The sequence below is a fragment of the Bradyrhizobium sp. HKCCYLRH2047 genome (assembly GCF_051168175.1).
Classification (GTDB): Bacteria; Pseudomonadota; Alphaproteobacteria; order Rhizobiales; family Xanthobacteraceae; genus Bradyrhizobium.
This window is the reverse complement of the sequence record NZ_JBNPUM010000001.1, coordinates 97876-118844: the sequence shown is the minus strand read 5'-3', so window position 1 is coordinate 118844 and position 20969 is coordinate 97876. Positions and strand designations below refer to the sequence as shown.

16 protein-coding genes are annotated in these 20969 nt (G+C 65.6%); 10 read left to right on the top strand and 6 right to left on the bottom strand.

Annotation, left to right across the window (positions count from 1 at the left end; genetic code table 11):
* Window positions 1–92: 92 nt before the first annotated feature.
* Together ccmB and ccmA are read right to left on the bottom strand one after the other, a co-directional pair.
* A complete protein-coding gene (gene ccmB / locus ACQR1D_RS00525) occupies window positions 93–761 on the bottom strand; it encodes a heme exporter protein CcmB (protein WP_315715915.1) in 669 nt (222 codons plus the stop codon).
* Between the two features lie 313 nt (window positions 762–1074).
* On the bottom strand, window positions 1075–1704 hold the full coding sequence (gene ccmA / locus ACQR1D_RS00520; RefSeq protein ID WP_434893700.1) for a heme ABC exporter ATP-binding protein CcmA: 630 nt from the start codon (window positions 1702–1704) through the stop codon (window positions 1075–1077).
* Window positions 1705–1924: 220 nt separating this feature from the next.
* Between ccmA and acnA the strand changes: the two genes are divergently transcribed.
* From acnA to ACQR1D_RS00505, 3 genes are all read left to right on the top strand, one after another.
* Complete coding sequence (acnA, locus tag ACQR1D_RS00515; protein ID WP_434893701.1) at window positions 1925–4645, top strand: aconitate hydratase AcnA; 2721 nt, start codon at window positions 1925–1927, stop codon at window positions 4643–4645.
* Window positions 4646–4833: 188 nt separating this feature from the next.
* On the top strand, window positions 4834–5616 hold the full coding sequence (locus ACQR1D_RS00510) for a DUF1223 domain-containing protein (RefSeq protein ID WP_315800925.1): 783 nt from the start codon (window positions 4834–4836) through the stop codon (window positions 5614–5616).
* Between the two features lie 418 nt (window positions 5617–6034).
* Window positions 6035–6400 carry a DUF2794 domain-containing protein gene (locus ACQR1D_RS00505; protein ID WP_315800711.1) on the top strand — a complete coding sequence of 122 codons (366 nt, stop codon included), beginning with the start codon at window positions 6035–6037 and terminating at the stop codon, window positions 6398–6400.
* Window positions 6401–6441: 41 nt separating this feature from the next.
* On the opposite strand, the gene ACQR1D_RS00500 is transcribed toward ACQR1D_RS00505, so the two are convergent.
* From ACQR1D_RS00500 to ACQR1D_RS00485, 4 genes are all read right to left on the bottom strand, one after another.
* On the bottom strand, window positions 6442–6969 hold the full coding sequence (locus ACQR1D_RS00500) for a GNAT family N-acetyltransferase (protein ID WP_316180312.1): 528 nt from the start codon (window positions 6967–6969) through the stop codon (window positions 6442–6444).
* 155 nt (window positions 6970–7124) lie between these two features.
* Window positions 7125–7916 carry a Bax inhibitor-1/YccA family protein gene (locus ACQR1D_RS00495; protein ID WP_315800709.1) on the bottom strand — a complete coding sequence of 264 codons (792 nt, stop codon included), beginning with the start codon at window positions 7914–7916 and terminating at the stop codon, window positions 7125–7127.
* Window positions 7917–8192: 276 nt separating this feature from the next.
* Window positions 8193–10763, bottom strand: coding sequence for an ABC transporter permease (locus ACQR1D_RS00490; RefSeq protein WP_434838844.1), 2571 nt, complete (start codon window positions 10761–10763; stop codon window positions 8193–8195).
* Complete coding sequence (locus tag ACQR1D_RS00485; protein ID WP_315800707.1) at window positions 10760–11497, bottom strand: ABC transporter ATP-binding protein; 738 nt, start codon at window positions 11495–11497, stop codon at window positions 10760–10762. Before ACQR1D_RS00485 ends, ACQR1D_RS00490 begins: the two co-directional genes overlap by 4 nt.
* Before the next feature lie 55 nt (window positions 11498–11552).
* Here ACQR1D_RS00485 and ACQR1D_RS00480 point away from each other — a divergent pair, with 55 nt between their 5' ends.
* From ACQR1D_RS00480 to ACQR1D_RS00450, 7 genes are all read left to right on the top strand, one after another.
* Window positions 11553–12185, top strand: coding sequence for an arylesterase (locus ACQR1D_RS00480; RefSeq protein ID WP_315800706.1), 633 nt, complete (start codon window positions 11553–11555; stop codon window positions 12183–12185).
* 205 nt (window positions 12186–12390) lie between these two features.
* A complete protein-coding gene (gene thpR / locus ACQR1D_RS00475; protein WP_315800705.1) occupies window positions 12391–12930 on the top strand; it encodes an RNA 2',3'-cyclic phosphodiesterase in 540 nt (179 codons plus the stop codon).
* Window positions 12931–13121: 191 nt separating this feature from the next.
* Complete coding sequence (gene zapE / locus ACQR1D_RS00470) at window positions 13122–14303, top strand: cell division protein ZapE (RefSeq protein WP_316215518.1); 1182 nt, start codon at window positions 13122–13124, stop codon at window positions 14301–14303.
* A 227-nt stretch (window positions 14304–14530) separates the two neighbouring features.
* Window positions 14531–15499, top strand: coding sequence for a malate dehydrogenase (mdh, locus tag ACQR1D_RS00465; RefSeq protein WP_315800703.1), 969 nt, complete (start codon window positions 14531–14533; stop codon window positions 15497–15499).
* Between the two features lie 127 nt (window positions 15500–15626).
* Entirely contained in the window at window positions 15627–16823 is a 1197-nt protein-coding gene (gene sucC / locus ACQR1D_RS00460) for an ADP-forming succinate--CoA ligase subunit beta (protein WP_434838845.1), read from the top strand.
* 55 nt (window positions 16824–16878) lie between these two features.
* Window positions 16879–17763: a succinate--CoA ligase subunit alpha gene (sucD, locus tag ACQR1D_RS00455; protein ID WP_172112915.1), complete on the top strand. Its 885-nt coding sequence runs from the start codon at window positions 16879–16881 to the stop codon at window positions 17761–17763.
* 139 nt (window positions 17764–17902) lie between these two features.
* On the top strand, window positions 17903–20860 hold the full coding sequence (locus tag ACQR1D_RS00450; protein WP_434838846.1) for a 2-oxoglutarate dehydrogenase E1 component: 2958 nt from the start codon (window positions 17903–17905) through the stop codon (window positions 20858–20860).
* Window positions 20861–20969: the final 109 nt, after the last annotated feature.

Here is a 20969-nt window from a genome sequence, read left to right as displayed (position 1 = left end):
AGACCCTTGTTAAAGGCGGACGCGGTTGCAGGCAATCAGCACGGCGTCGCTAGGTAAGAGTTGATCATGGTCAAACCCCGGCGGGCGGTGGGTCAATCCAGCCCGTTCCGCAAGCTTGTCGCAGCGGCGAACGGGCCGATCACGAAACTCACCAGCGACAATGCGCACAGGATCGAGAACGGCGCCCCGAACGGCAGCGGGCCGACGATGGCCGCCTGCGACGCCGCGACGCCGAAGATCAGCACGGGGATCGAAAGTGGCAGCACCAAGACCGCCAGCAGCAGCCCGCCGCGGTGCATGGTCACCGCCAGCGCGGCACCGATCATGCCGATGAAGGTCAGGGCAGGCGTGCCCGCCAATAACGTCAGCGCGACGGCGCCAGTCGCCGTGGCGTCGAGGTTGAGCAGCAGGCCGAGCACGGGCGTCGCGATCACCAGCGGCAGGCCGGCGGCGAGCCAGTGCGCCAGCGCCTTGGCGGCGCAGGCCAGCTCCAGCGGTGTCCGGCTCATCACGACCAGGTCGAGCGAGCCGTCCTCGTGGTCGGCGGTGAACAGCCGGTCCAGGGTGAGCAGGCTGGAGAGCAGGGCGCCGAGCCAGAGGATGGCGGGGCCGAGCCGGGTCAGCAGCGCCAGGTCGGGCCCTACCGCGAACGGCATCAGCACCACGACGGTGAGAAAGAACAGCACGCCGATCAACGCGCCGCCGCCGATGCGCAGCGCGATCTTGATGTCGCGGCGGATGAGGGCACCGAGGGCGGTCATGCGGGGAGGGCCTGGGCTGATGGCGCATTGCGCGGGAGTGAGCCGTGCTCCGACCGCTGGCACACTTCGTTCCCTCCCCCCTTGTGGGGGAGGGCTGGGGAGGGGGGTGGCTCCGGGCGAGACCGCCGGTGGGGACTCCTACCCCCGACCCCTGCCCGCAAGGGGGAGGAGGGCGCGCATCGATAGGATGGGTGGAGCGATGGGGTTGCGCTCAGTTCGATAGGCCACGTCGTATGGCACCGCCCTCCCTGACCCTCCCCCACAAGGAGGGAGGGAATGGAGGGGCCGGCGGGCGTCGTGAAGAAGGGGGGCATCATCCGATCGTTCCGATCCGCAACTCGCGCGTGTCGATGCCGAGCGGGCCGTGCGTCGCCGCGACGATCAGCCCACCCCCGGCGAGATGCTCCCGCATCAGCCCGGCGAACATCGCCTGTCCGGCGACGTCGAGCGCGGCGGTCGGCTCGTCGAGCAGCCACAGCAGGCGGGGCACCGCGAGCAGGCGGGCCAGCGACAGACGGCGGCGCTGGCCGGCCGACAGATAGGCGGCGGGCAGGTCGATGGCGTGGGCGATGCCGACGGCCGCGAGGCAGTCGGAGATCGGCCGCGTGACCCCGCCGCCGAGGAAGTCGGCCCAGAAGGTCAGGTTTTCGCGCACGCTGAGCGCCGGCTTCAGCGCGTCGCGGTGGCCGAGATAATGCGCCTGCTCGGGCACCGTCAGCTCGCTCTCACCGCCCTCGATGGCGATGGAGCCGCCCGCCGGCAGCAGCAGGCCGGCAATCAGCCGCAGCAGTGATGTCTTGCCCGCACCATTGTGTCCGGTCACTGCCAGCGCCTCGCCCGCGACGGCTTCGAAGGCCAGTCCTGCGAACACCTCGCGGCCGCCACGCACGCATCTGACGTCGCGGCCGAACAGCTTCGGAGGCAGTGTTGAAGTCGCCTGCATGGCCCGTCGTAGCCCTTACGAAATTGATGGCTAGCGTGTGAGAATTTGTGGGTGATGCCACGTCGGGACTTGCTTGTCTCTGTGGCGGCGCAGTTGGAAAGCTTCTATAAGCCCGACCTTGATGCAGCACACAATCGCCCGCTGCAAGCCATCCGGCGCCTCGCGCTGACGGTTCTTAAATACCCCCTCCGGGTATACAGATCAATTGGGATTTCCACGCATGACCTCGCTCGACAGCTTCAAGTGTCGCAAGACCCTCAAGGTCGGAACGAAGAGCTACATTTATTACAGCTTGCCCACGGCCGAGAAGAACGGTCTCAAGGACATCTCGAAGCTGCCGTACTCGATGAAGGTGCTGCTCGAGAATCTGCTGCGTAACGAGGATGGCCGCACCGTCACCAAGGACGACATCGTCGCGGTGTCGAAATGGCTGCGCAAGAAGTCGCTTGAGCACGAGATCGCCTTCCGCCCGGCGCGCGTCTTGATGCAGGATTTCACCGGCGTTCCGGCCGTGGTCGACCTCGCGGCGATGCGCAACGCGATGCAGGCGCTCGGCGGCGATGCCGAGAAGATCAACCCGCTGGTGCCGGTCGATCTCGTCATCGACCATTCGGTGATCGTGAACTACTTCGGTGACAACAAGGCGTTCGGCAAGAACGTCGCCGAGGAGTACAAGCAGAACCAGGAGCGCTATGAATTCCTGAAGTGGGGCCAGAAGGCGTTTTCGAACTTCTCCGTGGTGCCGCCCGGCACCGGCATCTGCCACCAGGTCAATCTCGAATACCTGGCGCAGACCGTCTGGACCAAGAAGGAGAAGATGACGATCGGCCGCACCAAGGGCACCTTCGAGGTCGCCTATCCGGATTCGCTGGTCGGCACCGATTCGCACACCACCATGGTCAATGGTCTCGCCGTGCTCGGCTGGGGCGTCGGCGGCATCGAGGCCGAGGCCTGCATGCTGGGCCAGCCGCTGTCGATGCTGCTGCCCGACGTCGTCGGCTTCAAGCTGACCGGCGCGCTGAAGGAAGGCGTCACCGCGACCGACCTGGTGCTGACCGTCACCCAGATGCTGCGCAAGCTCGGCGTTGTCGGCAAGTTCGTCGAGTTCTTCGGCCCCGGCCTCGACCATCTCTCAGTCGCCGACAAGTCGACCATCGCCAACATGGCTCCTGAGTATGGCGCGACCTGCGGCTTCTTCCCGGTCGACGCCGCCACCATCGACTATCTCAAGACCTCCGGCCGCAAGGCCCCGCGCGTTGCGCTGGTCGAGGCCTATGCCAAGGCGCAGGGCCTGTTCCGCACCGCCAAGTCGCCCGATCCGGTGTTCACGCAGACGCTGACCCTCGATCTCGCCGACGTCGTGCCGTCGATGGCCGGTCCGAAGCGTCCCGAGGGCCGCATCGCGCTCCCCGCAGTGGCCGAAGGCTTCGCGACCGCGCTGGCCGGCGAGTACAAGAAGCCCGATGCCGCCGAGCAGCGCTTCCCGGTCGAAGGCAAGGACTTCGACATCGGCCATGGCGACGTCGTCATCGCCGCCATCACCTCCTGCACCAACACCTCGAACCCGAGCGTGCTGATCGGCGCCGGCCTCTTGGCCCGCAACGCCGCCGCCAAGGGCCTCAAGGCCAAGCCGTGGGTGAAGACCTCGCTCGCCCCGGGCAGCCAGGTGGTTGCCGAATACCTTGCTAATTCGGGCCTGCAGAAGGACCTCGACAAGGTCGGCTTCAACCTGGTCGGCTTCGGCTGCACCACCTGCATCGGCAATTCGGGTCCGCTGCCGGAGGAGATCTCGAAGTCGATCAACGACAACGGCGTCGTCGCGGCGGCGGTGCTGTCGGGCAACCGCAACTTCGAAGGCCGCGTCTCGCCGGACGTGCAGGCCAACTACCTGGCCTCGCCGCCGCTGGTCGTCGCCTACGCGCTCGCCGGCACCGTGACCAAGGACCTCGCCGTCGAGCCGATCGGCATCGGCAAGGACAAGAAGCCGGTCTACCTGAAGGACATCTGGCCGACGACCAAGGAGGTCAACGACTTCGTCAAGAAGTTCGTCAAGGCCTCGATCTTCAAGAAGCGCTACGCCGACGTGTTCAAGGGCGACACCAACTGGCGCAAGATCAAGACCGTCGAGAGCGAGACCTATCGCTGGAACATGTCGTCGACCTACGTGCAGAACCCGCCGTATTTCGAGGGCATGAAGAAGGAGCCGGAGCCGATCAAGGACATCGTCGAGGCCCGTGTGCTGGCGCTGTTCGGCGACAAGATCACCACCGACCACATCTCGCCGGCCGGTTCGATCAAGCTGACCTCGCCCGCCGGCAAGTTCCTCAGCGAGCACCAGGTCCGCCCGGCCGACTTCAACCAGTACGGCACCCGCCGCGGCAATCACGAGATCATGATGCGCGGCACCTTCGCCAACATCCGCATCAAGAACTTCATGCTCAAGGGTGCCGACGGCAACATTCCCGAGGGCGGCCTGACCAAGCACTGGCCAGACGGCGAGCAGATGTCGATCTACGACGCCGCGATGAAGTATCAGGAAGAGGGCGTGCCGCTGGTGGTGTTCGCCGGCGCCGAATACGGCAACGGCTCATCGCGCGACTGGGCCGCCAAAGGTACCCGGCTGCTCGGCGTCCGCGCCGTGATCTGCCAGAGCTTCGAGCGCATCCATCGCTCCAACCTGGTCGGTATGGGCGTGCTGCCGCTCACCTTCCAGGAAGGCACGTCCTGGTCCTCGCTCGGCCTCAAGGGCGACGAGAAGGTTACCATCAAGGGCCTGCAGGGCGACCTGAAGCCGCGCCAAACCCTGACCGCCGAGATCGTCTCGGCCGACGGTGCGGCGCAGCAGGTGCCGCTGCTCTGCCGGATCGATACGCTCGACGAGCTCGACTACTACCGCAACGGCGGCATCCTGCACTACGTGCTGCGCAAGCTCGCCGCTTAACCAAAGCGCGATGCGACAGTTTGGCTCACTCTGAAGTGAGTAGCGGGTGATGAAGGAGGCGGCCTATGACAAAGGCCGCCTCCTTTGCATTTTCGGTTTGTTAACTACGAGGACGGCATCGCAGATGCAGTGATGCGCAGGGCGCAGCGGACGGTGGTCCAGACGGGACAGTGGCGATGAGTGGACAGATGTCGTGGTGGTCGCGCGCAGCGCTGAGTGTCTGTGCGGTCATCGCTTTCGTCCGGCCAGCCGCATCCGATCCCCGTGCGGTGATCGAACTCTTCACCTCTCAAGGCTGTTCGTCCTGCCCGCCGGCTGACAAGATCCTCGGCGAGCTCGCCAGAGATCCTTCGGTCATCGCGTTGTCGCTGCCGATCGACTACTGGGACTATCTCGGCTGGAAGGACACGCTGGCCGACTCCCGCTTCACGGCCCGGCAGCGGGCCTATTCTCGTGCGCGCGGGGACCGCGAGGTCTATACGCCGCAGGCGGTGATCAACGGCTCTGTGCATGTGATCGGCAGCGACCGCGAGGCGATCGAAGGCGCGATCGAGGAAACCGTCCAGGGCGGCGCGGTGATGTCGGTGCCGGTGAGGCTGTCGGTCGACGGCCAGGAGCTCTCCGTCTCGGTCGCCGCGGCCAGCGAGCATGCGCCGCGCCGGCACGGCGAGGTCTGGGTCTGCTCGATCTCGCGTGTGGTCCCGATCTCGGTCGGGCGCGGCGAGAACAGCGGCCGCGACCTGACCTATTACAACGTCGTTCGCGGTCTCCAGAAGCTGGGTGACTGGACCGGGTCGCCGGTCAGCTGGAGCGTGCCGCTGGAGAAGATCGCCCGCGAGGGCGTCGATGGCACCGTCGTCTATGTGCAGGACGGCAGTCGCGACCGCCCTGGGCCGATGCTCGGCGCCGCCTTTTCCGAGTTGCCGTTGGGCGGACGGGCTTCAGCAACGGCGCGTGGTCCCGAGCGCTGATTTTCCGTCGTCCCGATCTTCGTTTTCGCTGACCTGCGTGAGGCGCGTCACGTCCGTGCGACGGCGCGCCGCGACATCTTCCGGCAGCTCACGCCAGAAAAGCAAAAGGACCAACTTGCGTTGGCCCTTTGCCTTACTTGTGAATAGACCCGATCCTGACGACCCCGGGGGGCTGGGGGCTGAGGAATCCGGAACCGAAAGGACCGGGCCAACGCACACGAATCTTATGCCGAAGGTCGGGGGCGGTCGGTGGGCGGAAAGACGGCGCGATTATGATTCCGCTAACGATCCCGTGACGCTTGCGTGTTCGCGGAACTGATGACCTCGCAGGCTCGGTCGAACTTCAACAACGAAAACGGCCCCTTGCGGCTTCTGCCGGATGGCGCGATCATGTCACACAGATGACAGGAGGACGCCAATGAACCTCACGCCGGAGGACGCCGACCCCAGCGAGAACCGCGCGGCGGCGCGCAGTGCGGCCGCAGCGCCGAACCGGGTGACGTTCGACCGCCTGGAGCTGAACCGCATCCTGAACCTCTACGGTCGCATGGTCGCCGACGGTGAGTGGCGCGACTATTCGATCGACTTCCTGCGTGACCGGGCCGTCTTCTCCGTGTTTCGCCGGGCGTCCGAGGTGCCGATCTACCGCATCGAGAAGGATCCGCGTCTCGCACGCAAGCAGGGCATGTACAGCGTGATCTCGGCCACCGGGCTGATCCTGCGCCGCGGCCACGAGCTTGAGCGCGTGTTGCTGGCGATCGCGCCGAAGCCGGCGCTGGTCTGATCCGACCCGCCGGGTGATCACGACATTTCGACCGGCGTCGCTTACGCCGGGACGTCGCTGCTCCCGGCCCCGAGCGGGCGCTGCATCATGACGGTATCGAGCCAGCGGCCGAATTTCAGGCCGACGCTCGGGTGGGTGCCGATCATCTGGAAGCCGCAGGCGGTATGCAGCCCGACCGAGCCGGCATTGGCGGAGTCGCCGATGACGGCGATCATCTGGCGAAAGCCTCCCTCCTCACAGGCGTCGATCAGCCGCCGCATCAGTCGCATCCCGATGCCGCGACGCTGGCTGGCGGGAGCGAGATAGACCGAGTTCTCCACCGTGAAGCGATAGGCAGGGCGGGGCCGGTAGGGCCCGGCATAGGCATAGCCCACCACCTCTCCGTCCAGCAGGGCGGCGAAATAGGGGAAGCCGCCGTCGCGGAGCGCCCGGAAGCGGCGCGTCATCTCCGCCAGATCCGGAGGGTCGAGCTCGAAGGTGGCCGTGCCCTCGCGGACGGCCTGGCCGTAGATGGCGGTGATGGCCGGGAGGTCGGCCTCCTGGGTGGGCCGGATTTCAATGTTCGACATGGGGTGCAAGCATACCCATGCGGACGCGGCGATCAATCCGGCCTCGCGGCATGGCTGTCGCTGCCGCTTTGCGCCGGTCGCAATCGGGTTTGTGCAAACGAAAAGCCCCGGCGGTGAGGCCGGGGCTTCGAAGGTCGCTCGTTCGAGCGGTTGGATCAGTCGCGCTGTCCGAGCAGCTGCAGCAGCAGCGTGAACAGGTTGATGAAGTTCAGGTACAGCGACAGCGCGCCGGTGATCGCTGCGCGCTCGGCGATGTCGCCGCCCGCGGAGGCGTAGCCGTAGATGTACTCGTTCTTCAGGCGCTGCGTATCCCAGGCGGTCAGGCCGGCGAACACGAACACGCCGATCACCGAGACGATGAACTGCAGCATCGAGCTCGCCAGGAACAGGTTCACCAGGCTCGCCAGCACGATGCCGATCAGGCCCATGAACAGGAACGAGCCCATGCCCGTCATGTCACGCTTGGTCGTGTAGCCGTAGAGGCTCAGCGCGCCGAACGTCGCCGCGGTGATGAAGAACACCCGCACGATCGAGGTGTGGGTGTACACCAGAAAGATCGACGACAGCGAGATGCCCATCAAGGCCGAAAACACCCAGAACAGGAGTTGAGCGGTCGACGGCGCGAGGCGGTTGATGCCGGCCGAGATCGCGAACACCATGACCAGAGGGGCCAGGATGAACAGCCACTTCAACGGGCTCACGAACATCGCGTAGCCGAACTGCGTCAGATAGGCGTTGCCGAACTTGAACACGCCGGCCGCCGGATCGCCGGTCACCGACGCCATGTAGACGCCGAGCGCCGCGAGGCCGGTGATGGCCAGGCCGATGCTCATGTAATTGTAGATGCGCAGCATGTAGGCGCGCAGACCGGCGTCGACGGTCGCGGCATCGGCGCGCCCGGCCACCCGGCCAAAGGGTGAAGCATAGTTGCGGTTGAGGTCCGACATGGTCGAATTCCCGTTGGTTGCCCGGCAGCCCGATCCTGGCAGGACCTTCAGCCGGTTCTCGAAAAACCCTATCTCATACCCGCTGCCATCGATATTAAATTTGCGTCATCGGCAAATTCGCCATCTTTGGCAGGTCTCTGAGCCCATTCCCTAGATGGGAAACTAGCATATCCGCCGCAAGCTTCCACGCGCGGCTGAATGTCGCTCCGAACGCGTCTCAGCCGTATAAATCGCGTTAACCGTGCGGCATGAGCGCGCAAGCGCTCGATCAAGCCGCTAGAGATTCCGAAGAACCGTCGCCGGCTTCTGGTTCAGCGCGAGCAGGGTGCCGGCCAGTCCGAGGCCGACGGTCACGATCAGCGCCGCCAAGACGACCAGCGCGGCGCTGCCCGCCTGCCAGGCGAAGCTCAAGGTCATCAGCCGGGTCACGATCAGCCAAGCGGAGACCGAGCCGGCGATGACGCCGAACGCGGCGGTGGCAAACCCGATCATCAGATATTCGAGCGCGTAGGCGCCGAGCAGCCGCAGCCGCGTCGCGCCCAGGGTCTTCAGGATGACCGCGTCGTAGACCCGGTGGCGGTGGCCGGCGGCCAGTGCGCCGCCGAGCACCAGGATGGCCGAGATCAAGGTCACCGCGCTGGCGCCGCGGATGGCGAGCGCGAGGTTGGAGACCACCGAGCCCACGGTCTCCATCACCTCTCGGACCCGCACGCTGGTCACCATCGGGAAGGCGTCGGCCACCTTGCGGATGACACGGGCATCCTCGGCGGCATCGGAGCGCGCTTCGGTCAGGGTCGCGACATGGGTGTGCGGCGCGCCCTTGAAGGCATTCGGGGAGAACACCAGCACGAAGTTGATGCCGAGCCCCTGCCAGTCGATGGTGCGCATGTTGCCGATCCGCGCCGTGATATCGCGTCCGAGCACGTTGACGACGATGTCGTCACCGAGCTTGAGGCCGAGGCCGTCGGCGATGCGCTTCTCGATCGAGACCAGCGGCGGTCCGCTGTAGGTCTCGCTCCACCACTCGCCCTCGACCACCTTCGAGCCCTTGGGAATCTCGGCGGTATAGGTCAGGCCGCGATCGCTCTGCAGCACCCATTCGGTGTCCGTCGTCGCCTTGAGGTCCTCGGCGCGGACGCCGCGGGCGGAGACGATGCGCCCGCGCAGCATCGGCACGTCTTCGACAGCGGATTGAGGGGCGAGGTCCTTGAGGAAGCCGCGGAAGCGGTCGGCCTCGCCGGAGGGGACGTCGATGAAGAAAAACGACGGCGCCTGCTCCGGCAGTTGCGCCAGAAATTGCCGCCGCAGATTGCCGTCGATCTGGGTGATCGTGACCAGCACCGCGAGACCCAGTCCGAGCGACAGCACCACGGACGGTGTCAGCGCGCCCGGGCGGTAGATGTTGCTGACCGCCAGCCGCAGCATCGGGAAGCGGCTGCGCGGCAGGGCGCGCGCAATTGCCATCACCGCGGCGGCAATGCCGCGCAACAGCACGAACACCAGCGCGGCGGCGACGACGAACACCGCGGCGATGCGCTTGTCGTAGGACAGGCCGATCACGACCGCGATCAGCAGCGCGACGGTGCCCGCGATCAGCACCAGATAGCTCCAGCGCGGCCGGTGCCATTCGGCGATGACCGCCTCGCGGAACAACGCCGCCACCGGCACGTCGCGTACGCGCCCGAGCGGCCACAAACCGAACGCCAGTGCGGTGAGCAGGCCATAGACGAAGGACAGCGCCAGCTCGTCGGAATGAATAGCCGGGATCACGGGCAGCGGCAGGATGTTGCCGAACAGCCCGACGATGGCAAAGGGCAGGGCCGCGCCGGCGCAGAGGCCGATGATCGAACCGATCGTGGCGAGCACCATCACCTGCACGAGGTAGATGCCGAACACGTCGCGGCTGGTGGCGCCGAGGGCCTTGAACGCCGCGATCACCTCGGTGCGTCGGTCGACATGGCTCTTGACCGCGTTGGCGACGCCGACGCCGCCGACCAGCAGCGCGGCGAGACCGACCAGGGTGAGGAACTGGGTGAAGCGGCCGATCGTCCGCTCGAGCTGCGGCGAGGCATTGCTGCGGCTGCGGATCTCCCACCCGGCCGACGGCAAGGTCAGGCGGGTGTCGGCGATGAAGGACGCTGCGGCGTGGTCGTCCTTGGCATTGTCGGGCAGCCGGACCCGGTAGGTCCAGCGCACCAGGCTGCCCGGCTGCAGCAGCGACGTGGCGCGCAGGCCGGCCTCGCTGATCAGGAAACGCGGCCCAAGGCCGATGCCGCCGGACAATTTATCTGGCTCGGCCTGGAGCGCGCTGCGGATCTGGAAGCGGACGGTGTCGATGCTGACGGTGTCGCCGACCTTGAGGTCGAGCCGCGCCAGCAGTGCCGGATCGGCCGCCGCGCCGAACACGCCGTCGCGTTCGGCGAGAATGTCCGGTAGCGGCAGGTTGGGCTGCAGCTCGGCCTTGCCCAGCAGCGGATAGGCGCCGTCGACCGCCTTGAGCTCGACCAAGGCCAGCTTGGCGTCACCGGCGCGCACCATCGCCCGCAAGGTTGCCGCCAGCGAGACCTGGCCGCGCGTCCGCAGGAAGGCGATCTCCTCGGGCTTGGCCTCGCGCTGAAACAGCGAGAAAGCGACGTCGCCGCCGAGCAAGGTCCGGCCCTCGCGGACCAGCCCGTCATTGAGGCTGGCCGCCACCGAGCCGACACCGGCGATGGCGAGCACGCCGAGCGCGATGCAGGCGATGAAGACGTAGAAGCCGCGCAAGCCGCCGCGCAGCTCGCGCAGCGCGTAGCGCACCGGCAACGCGGCCATGCGGCCGCCCGCGATCGGTTCGGACACCGTGCTCATGCGTCGGCTTGCTCGTGTGCGTCGCTCTCGGCTTCGATCCGTCCCGAGCGCAGCCGCACCACCCGGTCGCACCGATGCGCGAGGCCGCTGTCATGGGTCACCAGCACCAGCGTCATGCCGCGCTCGGCATGCTTGGTGAACAGCAGGTCGACGATCTGCTGGCCGGTGGTCTCGTCGAGATTGCCGGTCGGCTCGTCGGCCACGAGAATTGCGGGGTCGGGAGCGAGAGCGCGGGCCAATGCCACGCGCTGCTGCTCACCGCCGGAGAGCTGCGTCGGATAGTGATGCAGACGGTGGCCGAGCCCGACCTGCTCGAGCTCGCGGGCGGCACGCTCCGCGGCGCCGGCATGGCCGGCCAGCTCGAGCGGCACTGCCACATTCTCCAGCGCGGTCATGGTCGGGATCAGGTGGAAGGACTGGAAGACGATGCCGACCTGGCGACCCCGGAACCGGGCCAGGGCGTCCTCGTCCAGGGCATTGAAAGCGGTGCCGCCGACCACCACCTCACCACTGTCAGGACGTTCCAACCCCGCCATCACCATCAGCAGCGTGGACTTCCCCGATCCCGAGGGGCCGATCAGGCCGATCGTCTCGCCCTGTCCCACCCGCAGGCTGATGTCCTTGAGGATATGAACACGTGCCGCTCCGGTGCCGAGCGAGAGGTTGACGTTGGAGATGGTAATGGTGTCCGGCGCAAGGCCGGCCAAACGCGAGGTTTCGATGAGACTGTCCATGGCTCGGTCATATGGCAACTCCGCAAGCCGGGTCGAGAGGCGCGGACATATCTTCGTGCACATACTCGTGTTGATGCTCGCCTTGATGACAGTCGGGCCCGCGTTTGCGGGCGCTGACGACGTCAAGCCGATCAAGCTGGTCGTGCTCGGCGATTCCTTGAGCGCGGGTCTTGGCCTGTCCGCCTCGGATGCGTTTCCAGCCAAGCTGCAGAAGGCGTTGCAGGCCCAGGGCCTGCCGATCGACCTCACCAATGCCGGCGTATCCGGGGATACTTCGTCCGGCGGCCGCGATCGGCTCGACTGGTCGGTGCCTGACGGGACCGAGGCCGTCATCGTCGAGCTCGGCGCCAACGATGCGCTGCGCGGCATCGATCCCGCGGTGACGCGCAAGGCCTTGACCGAGATCGTGACCCGGCTGAAGGCGCGGGGCATCGCCGTCATGCTGTGCGGCATGCTGGCGCCGCCGAACTACGGCAGCGACTATGCCGCGAAATTCAACGCGATCTATCCCGATCTGGCCAAGGAATTCGGCGTCCCGCTGTATCCGTTCTTTCTCGACGGTGTCGCCGCCGACCCCAAGCTGAACCAGGCCGACGGCATCCACCCCACCGCAGCCGGCGTCGACATCATCGTGTCCCGGATGTTGCCTACGGCGGAAGCATTCCTGCGTCCACTTCGTGGGCAATGACGGAACGAAGCGCCGCGTCGATCATTTGCGATAACCTTAAGGGCCGGGTTTTCCGCAGCTTTTACCGGCGTTAACCCGCCTTCCGTCGCGGAGTCATATAAGTTCGGTAGGAATGATGCATTGGCGATTCGTCGTCGATCATTTCTCGAAGGCATGATCTCGTCAATTTTCGAGATCAGCCTCCAGCATCGGGAGTCCTGAAACGATGCCGCGTCTGTTTACTGGACTGGAAATCCCGGCCGAGGTTGGCCACACGCTTTCCGGTTTGCGGGGTGGCCTCCCAGGCGCCCGCTGGATCGATCCCGAAAATTACCATGTGACGTTGCGCTTCATCGGTGACATCGACGGCGCCTCCGCCAACGAGATCGCCTCGATGCTGTGGCGGGTGAACCGCAAGCCGTTCGAAGTGACGGTGCAGGGTCTCTCCAGCTTCGGCGGCCGCAAGCCGCGCGCCGTCGTTGCCAACGTCGCGCCGAGCCGCCCCCTGATCGAGCTGCAGGCCGAGCTCGAGCGGCTCATGCAGCGGATCGGGCTCGATCCGGAAGGTCGCAAATTCGTGCCCCACGTCACGCTGGCGCGGCTGCACGATGCGTCGAGCCAGGACGTTGCCGACTATCTCTCCGTCCGCGGCTATTTCCCGAGCCGCGTGTTCACGGCCGAGCGCTTCGTGCTGTTCTCGTCGCGCGCCTCGACCGGCGGTGGCCCCTACGTGGTCGAGGACGCCTACGACCTTTCCCCGGGGTGAGGTCTGGAGCGCGGTCGTTCAAGCCAGCCGCTCGCTGAGGCCAGGAGCGAAGACTAACGTCGTTAGCCAGGGACTAACGGTCACGGCGGCGTTTGCGTGCCATATACCACGACCTCACGGCTCCGACGCATGGCGGCTTCCACCATTTGCGGATTGCATTTTCCGTAAGTCTCGTGACCTAGAGTGGGCTCATGCTGTCCACTCCGTCAGACGCGTTCCGCGCGCAATATCAGTCTTTGGTCGATACCGGTGCGATCGAGGCCGACCTCGCCCAGGCCGAGGTCGCCGACGCCCTGGCGGCGCTGGAGCGCCGCCTCTCGACCTACAAGCCGACACGCAAGCAAGGCTTGTTCGGCCGCCTTTTTGCCGACAAGAGCGAGCCGCCGAACGGCCTCTATGTCCACGGCGAGGTCGGGCGCGGCAAGACCATGCTGATGGACCTGTTCTTCCAGAACTGTCCCGTCGAGCACAAGCGCCGCGCGCATTTTCACGAATTCATGGCCGAGGTGCACGAGCGCATCTACGGCTACCGCCAGAACATCGCGCGCGGCGAGCTCGCCGATGCCGACGTGATCGGGCTCACGGCACAGGCGATCTTCGATCAGGCCTGGCTGCTCTGCTTCGACGAATTCCATGTCACCGACATCGCCGACGCGATGATCCTCGGGCGTCTGTTCGCCAGGCTGTTCGAACTCGGCACCGTGGTGGTGGCGACCTCGAACGTCGCGCCCGAAGACCTGTACAAAGGCGGCCTCAACCGCGCGCTGTTCCTGCCCTTCATCAAGCAGATCGCCGACCATATGGACGTGATGCGGCTGGATGCGCGCACCGATTTCCGGCTGGAGAAGCTGGCCGGCGTGAAGATGTGGCTGGTGCCGGCCGATGTCGACGCGCGAGCGGCGCTCGACAAGGCCTGGGCGCGGCTCACGGGTCATGCCAAGTGCAAGCCGCGCGACATGACGATCAAGGGGCGTATCCTGCACGTCCCGTGCTCCGCCAACGGCGTCGCCCGCTTCGGTTTTACCGATCTCTGCGAGAAGCCGCTGGCAGCCTCGGACTATCTGCGGCTCGCGCACGACTATCATACGATCCTGATCGATCACGTTCCGGTCATGGATCTGGCCGAGCGCAATGCCGCCAAGCGGTTCATCACCCTGATCGATACGCTCTACGACAACGCCGTGAAGCTGATCGCCTCCGCCGAAGCCGACCCGATTTCGCTCTACGTCGCGACCGAGGGCATCGAGGCCATGGAGTTCAAGCGGACCACCTCGCGCCTGATCGAGATGGGCTCGGACTCCTACCTGGCCCTGCCGCACGGGCGGAAGGACTCGGCGGCATCCGGGACTTCCACGGGGTTGGTCGAAACCTGACAAATACCGGAGTTTTGGCGAGCGCCTGCCGCCGGGCACACAGCCGCGAAAAGGCCACGCCAATCATGCTGAAAGGATCATCAGCAGCCGTCGCCCGGTCCTGATCGAAATCAAGGCACGCCCGCCAATTGGCCATAGCGTGACTTGAACGGCCCGGGCGAAAGGGATAACCACCCACTCGACTTTTCAACCTCCCTCACCCCTTCGGGTTCAAAGGAAAATTTGCCATGGCGCGCGACAAGATTGCTTTGATTGGCTCCGGTCAGATCGGCGGAACGCTGGCTCACCTCGTCGGCCTCAAGGAGCTCGGCGACGTCGTGATGTTCGACATTGCCGAAGGCGTTCCGCAGGGCAAGGCGCTCGACATCGCGCAGTCCTCGCCGGTCGATGGCTTCGACGCGCACTTCACCGGCGCCAACTCTTACGAGGCGCTCGACAACGCCAAGGTGTGCATCGTCACCGCCGGCGTGCCGCGCAAGCCGGGCATGAGCCGCGATGATCTGCTGTCGATCAACCTGAAGGTGATGGAGCAGGTCGGCGCCGGCATCAAGAAGTACGCCCCCGATGCGTTCGTCATCTGCATCACCAATCCGCTCGACGCGATGGTCTGGGCGCTGCAGAAGGCCTCGAACCTTCCGGCGAAGAAGGTCGTCGGCATGGCCGGCGTGCTCGACTCCGCGCGCTTCCGCTACTTCCTGGCCGATGAGTTCAACGTCTCGGTCGAGGACGTCACTGCCTTCGTGCTCGGCGGCCATGGCGACACCATGGTGCCGCTGACCAAGTACTCGACCGTCGCCGGCATTCCGCTGCCGGATCTCGTCAAGATGGGCTGGACCTCGCAGGCCCGCATCGACGAGATCGTCGACCGCACCCGCAATGGCGGCGCCGAGATCGTCAACCTGCTCAAGACCGGCTCGGCCTACTACGCCCCGGCGGCCTCGGCGATCGCGATGGCCGAGAGCTATCTGCGCGACAAGAAGCGCGTGCTGCCCTGCGCGGCGCATCTCAACGGCGAGTTCGGCGTCAAGGACATGTATGTCGGCGTGCCCGTCGTGATCGGCTCCAAGGGTGTCGAGCGCATCGTCGAGATCGAGCTGGCCGGGAAGGACCGCGAGGCGTTCGACAAGTCGGTCGCCGCCGTCCAGGGCCTGGTCGACGCCTGCAAGAAGATCGCGCCCGACCTGCTCGGCCGCTGATCAGGGGTCATTCACGGGGCGTAGTCTCGCCCACATCGAGTTGCAGGATGTTTGGTATATGGTATACCAGACATCCTAACAACAATTCTGGTCGTCACCCCATCGCGGGTTCGGGGAGCAAGCGCTTATGAACATTCACGAATATCAGGCCAAGGCACTGCTGCACGAGTTCGGCGTGCCGATTTCGAAGGGCGTGCCGGTTCTCCGTCCGGAGGACGCGGATGCGGCGGCGAAGACGCTCGGTGGCCCGGTCTGGGTCGTGAAGAGCCAGATCCACGCCGGCGGCCGCGGCAAGGGCAAGTTCAAGGAGGCCTCGGCCGGCGACAAGGGCGGCGTCCGCCTCGCCAAGTCGATCCAGGAGGTCAACGAGTTCGCCAAGCAAATGCTGGGCGCCACGCTGGTGACCGTGCAGACCGGTCCGGACGGCAAGCAGGTCAACCGCCTCTACATCGAGGACGGCTCGGACATCGACAAGGAATTCTATCTGTCGCTGCTGGTCGACCGGGAGACCTCGAGGGTCGCCTTCGTGGTGTCGACCGAAGGTGGCGTCAACATCGAGGACGTCGCCCACAGCACGCCTGAGAAGATCATCACCTTCTCGGTCGATCCGGCCACTGGCGTCATGGGCCATCACGGCCGCGCCGTCGCCAAGGCGCTGAAGCTCTCCGGCGACCTCGCCAAGCAGGCCGAGAAGCTGACCACCCAGCTCTACAACGCCTTCGTCGCCAAGGACATGGCGATGCTCGAGATCAACCCGCTGGTCGTCACCAAGCAGGGCCAGCTGCGCGTCCTGGACGCGAAGGTCTCGTTCGACTCCAATGCGCTGTTCAAGCACCCGGAAGTCGTCGCGCTGCGCGACGAGACCGAGGAGGACGCCAAGGAGATCGAGGCGTCGAAGTACGACCTCAACTACGTCGCGCTCGACGGCACCATCGGCTGCATGGTCAACGGCGCCGGCCTCGCCATGGCGACGATGGACATCATCAAGCTCTACGGCATGGAGCCCGCCAACTTCCTCGACGTCGGCGGCGGCGCCAGCAAGGAGAAGGTCGCGGCTGCCTTCAAGATCATCACCGCCGACCCGAACGTGAAGGGCATCCTGGTCAACATCTTCGGCGGCATCATGAAGTGCGATGTCATCGCCGAGGGCGTCGTGGCCGCGGTCAAGGAAGTGGGCCTGAAGGTGCCGCTGGTGGTGCGCCTCGAGGGCACCAATGTCGATCTCGGCAAGAAGATCATCAGCGAGTCCGGTCTGAACGTGCTGCCCGCCGACAATCTCGACGACGCCGCGCAGAAGATCGTCAAGGCCGTCAAGGGAGGCTGAGCGCCGTTTCAGGCGCTCGCTCATTCCTCACCGCAACGCTTTTAGAGAAAGCACGATGTCCATCCTCATCGACAAGAACACCAAGGTCATTTGCCAGGGCTTCACCGGCAAGAACGGCACCTTCCACTCCGAGGCGGCGATCGCTTACGGCACCAAGATGGTCGGCGGCACCTCGCCGGGCAAAGGCGGCTCGACCCATCTCGGCCTGCCGGTCTTCGACACCGTCAAGGAGGCCCGCGAGGCCACCGGCGCCGATGCATCCGTGATCTACGTGCCGCCGCCGGGCGCGGCCGACGCGATCTGCGAGGCGATCGACGCCGAGGTCCCGCTGATCGTCTGCATCACCGAGGGCATCCCGGTGCTGGACATGGTCCGCGTCAAGCGCTCGCTTGTGGGATCCAAGTCGCGCCTGATCGGGCCGAACTGCCCGGGCGTCATGACCGCCGGCGAGTGCAAGATCGGCATCATGCCGGCCAACATCTTCAAGCCCGGCTCGGTCGGCATCGTGTCGCGCTCGGGCACGCTGACCTATGAAGCGGTGTTCCAGACGACGTCCGAGGGCCTGGGCCAGACCACGGCGGTCGGCATCGGCGGCGACCCGGTCAAGGGCACCGAGTTCATCGACATGCTCGAGATGTTCCTGGCCGACCCCAAGACGACCTCGATCATCATGATCGGTGAGATCGGCGGCTCGGCCGAGGAGGACGCGGCACAGTTCATCAAGGACGAGGCGAAGCGCGGCCGCAAGAAACCGATGGTCGGATTCATCGCCGGCGTCACCGCCCCTCCCGGCCGCCGTATGGGCCATGCCGGCGCGATCATCTCGGGCGGCAAGGGCGATGCCGGCTCGAAGACCGCTGCGATGGAAGCTGCTGGTATTACAGTCTCTCCGTCTCCGGCGCGGCTTGGCAAGACGCTTGTCGAAAAGTTGAAATCCTGATTCAGGACTTAGTGCTTTTCGGCGCGAATATTTACAATAAATAAGGTAAACGGTCCTAACCCGAGCCTGATCCGCGTCCCCCGCGGGTCAGGCATTGCGCCGTTTTGATTGGGCGCATCGAAATTACCAGGACGCCACCATGTCTCGCCAAGATGCGAACGCCGCCTTCGCCCTGTCGTCTTTTCTGCAGGGCACCAATGCCACCTACATCGATGAGATCTACGCCCGCTACGAGAAGGACCCCGCTTCGGTCGACCCGGAGTGGCAGGAGTTCTTCAAGAGCCTGAAGGACGCGCCGGCCGACGTGCAGAAGAATGCGTCGGGCCCCTCCTGGGCGCGCAGCAACTGGCCGGTCTCCCCCCGCGACGAATTGACCTCGGCGCTGGACGGCAACTGGGCCGTCGTCGAAAAGAAGGTCGGCGAGAAGCTCGCCGCCAAGGCCCAGACGAAGGGCGTCGAACTGTCGGTGGCCGACGTCAATCAGGCCACCCGCGACTCTGTCCGCGCGTTGATGCTGATCCGCGCCTACCGCATGCGCGGCCACTTCCACGCCAAGCTCGATCCCCTCGGCATCGAGGCGCCGCGCAACCGTGAGGAACTCGATCCGCGCTCCTACGGCTTCACCGAGGCCGACTACGACCGCAAGATCTTCCTCGATCACGTGCTCGGCCTCGAATACGGCAGCCTGCGTGAGATCGTCGCGATCTGCGAGCGCACCTACTGCCAGACGCTCGGCGTCGAGTTCATGCACATCACGAACGCCGCGCAGAAGGCCTGGATTCAGGAGCGCATCGAGGGACCGGACAAGGAAATCTCGTTCACCCGCGAGGGCCGTCGCGCCATCCTGACCAAGCTGATCGAGGCCGAGGGCTTCGAGAAGTTCTGCGACGTCAAGTTCACCGGTACCAAGCGCTTCGGCCTCGACGGCGGCGAGTCGCTGATTCCGGCGCTGGAGCAGATCATCAAGCGCGGCGGCAATCTCGGCGTGAAGGAGATCGTGCTGGGCATGCCGCACCGCGGCCGCCTCAACGTGCTGACTCAGGTGATGGGCAAGCCGCATCGCGCGCTGTTTCATGAGTTCAAGGGCGGCTCGGCCAATCCCGACGCGGTCGAAGGCTCCGGCGACGTCAAGTACCACCTCGGCGCCTCCTCGGACCGCGAGTTTGACGGCAACCGCATCCATCTGTCGCTGACTGCCAATCCGTCGCATCTGGAGATCGTCGATCCCGTGGTGCTCGGCAAGGTCCGCGCCAAGCAGGACCAGCACGGCGATCCGCCGGACATGCGCATCTCGGTGCTGCCGCTCTTGATGCATGGCGACGCGGCGTTCGCCGGCCAGGGCGTCGTGGCGGAGTGCTTCGCGCTATCAGACCTGAAGGGCTACCGGACGGGTGGCTCGATTCATTTCATCGTCAACAACCAGATCGGCTTCACGACCTATCCGCGCTATTCGCGGTCGTCGCCGTATCCGTCCGACGTTGCCAAGATGATCGACGCGCCGATCTTCCACGTGAACGGCGACGATCCCGAGGCCGTGGTGTTCGCGGCCAAGGTCGCGATCGAGTTCCGGCAGAAATTCCACAAGCCGGTCGTGATCGACATGTTCTGCTACCGCAGGCATGGCCACAACGAGGGCGACGAGCCGGCCTTCACCCAGCCGGTGATGTACAAGAAGATCGGCGCCCATGCGTCGACCCTGGAGATCTACTCCAAGCGTCTGGTCGCCGAAGGCGTGATGACCGAGGGCGAGGTCGAGAAGGCCAAGGCCGACTGGCGCGCCCGTCTCGACGCCGAGTTCGAGGCCGGTACGTCCTATCGTCCGAACAAGGCCGACTGGCTCGACGGCAAGTGGGCAGGCTTCAAATCCGCCGACCAGGAGGAGGAGGCGCGCCGCGGCGTTACCGGCGTCGAGATCGACCGCCTCAAGGAGATCGGCCGCAAGATCACCAAGGTGCCGGACGGCTTCCGCGTGCACCGGACGATCCAGCGCTTCCTTGAGAACCGCGCCAAGGCGATCGACAGCGGCATCGGGCTCGACTGGGCGACCGGCGAAGCGCTGGCGTACTGTTCGCTGCTGCTCGAAGGCCACAAGGTTCGTCTCTCCGGTCAGGACAGCGAGCGAGGCACCTTCTCGCAGCGCCATTCGGTGCTGATCGACCAGGAGGACGAGAGCCGCTACACGCCGTTCAACCATCTGGCGCCGGAGCAGGGCCACTTCGAGGTCATCAACTCACTGCTGTCCGAAGAAGCCGTGCTCGGCTTCGAATACGGCTATTCGCTCGCCGAGCCGACCGCGCTGACCCTGTGGGAGGCGCAGTTCGGCGACTTCGCCAACGGCGCCCAGGTGTTGTTCGACCAGTTCATCTCGTCGGGTGAGCGTAAATGGTTGCGCATGTCCGGCTTGGTCTGCCTGCTGCCGCACGGCTACGAGGGCCAGGGCCCCGAGCATTCGTCGGCACGCCTCGAGCGCTATCTGCAGATGTGCGCCGAGGACAACATGCAGGTGGTCTATCCGACCACGCCGGCGAACTACTTCCACGTGCTGCGGCGACAGTTGCATCGCGAGATCCGCAAGCCGCTGATCGTAATGACGCCGAAATCGCTGCTGCGCCACAAGCGCGCGGTGTCGCGGCTCGAGGAGCTCGCCAAGGGCACGACGTTCCACCGCATCCTGTACGATGACGCGCAGATGCAGGCGGACGACAAGACCAGGCTGGTGCCGGACGAGCAGATCCGCCGCATCGTGCTGTGCTCGGGCAAGGTCTATTACGACCTCTATGACGAGCGCGAGAAGCGCGGGCTGAACGACGTCTACCTGATGCGCGTCGAGCAGCTCTATCCGGTGCCGCTCAAGGCGCTGGTCGCCGAGCTCGGCCGCTTCAAGAACGCCGAAGTGGTGTGGTGCCAGGAAGAGCCGCGCAACATGGGCGCCTGGCACTTCATCGAGCCCTATCTGGAATGGGTGATGAACCAGACCGGCGGCAAGAGCAAGCGTCCGCGCTATGCCGGCCGTGCCGCCTCTGCAGCGACCGCGACGGGCCTGATGTCGAAGCATCTCGCCCAGCTGAAGGCGCTGCTCGACGAAGCCTTGAACTGAACCTGCCTTTTTGACGCGCCCCGCAACCTGCGGGGCGCAAGTACATCGCGTTGATCGTCCGTCCCGCATCGCTTGCCCGCCGCAAGGCGATGGCGGACCGGCTTTATGA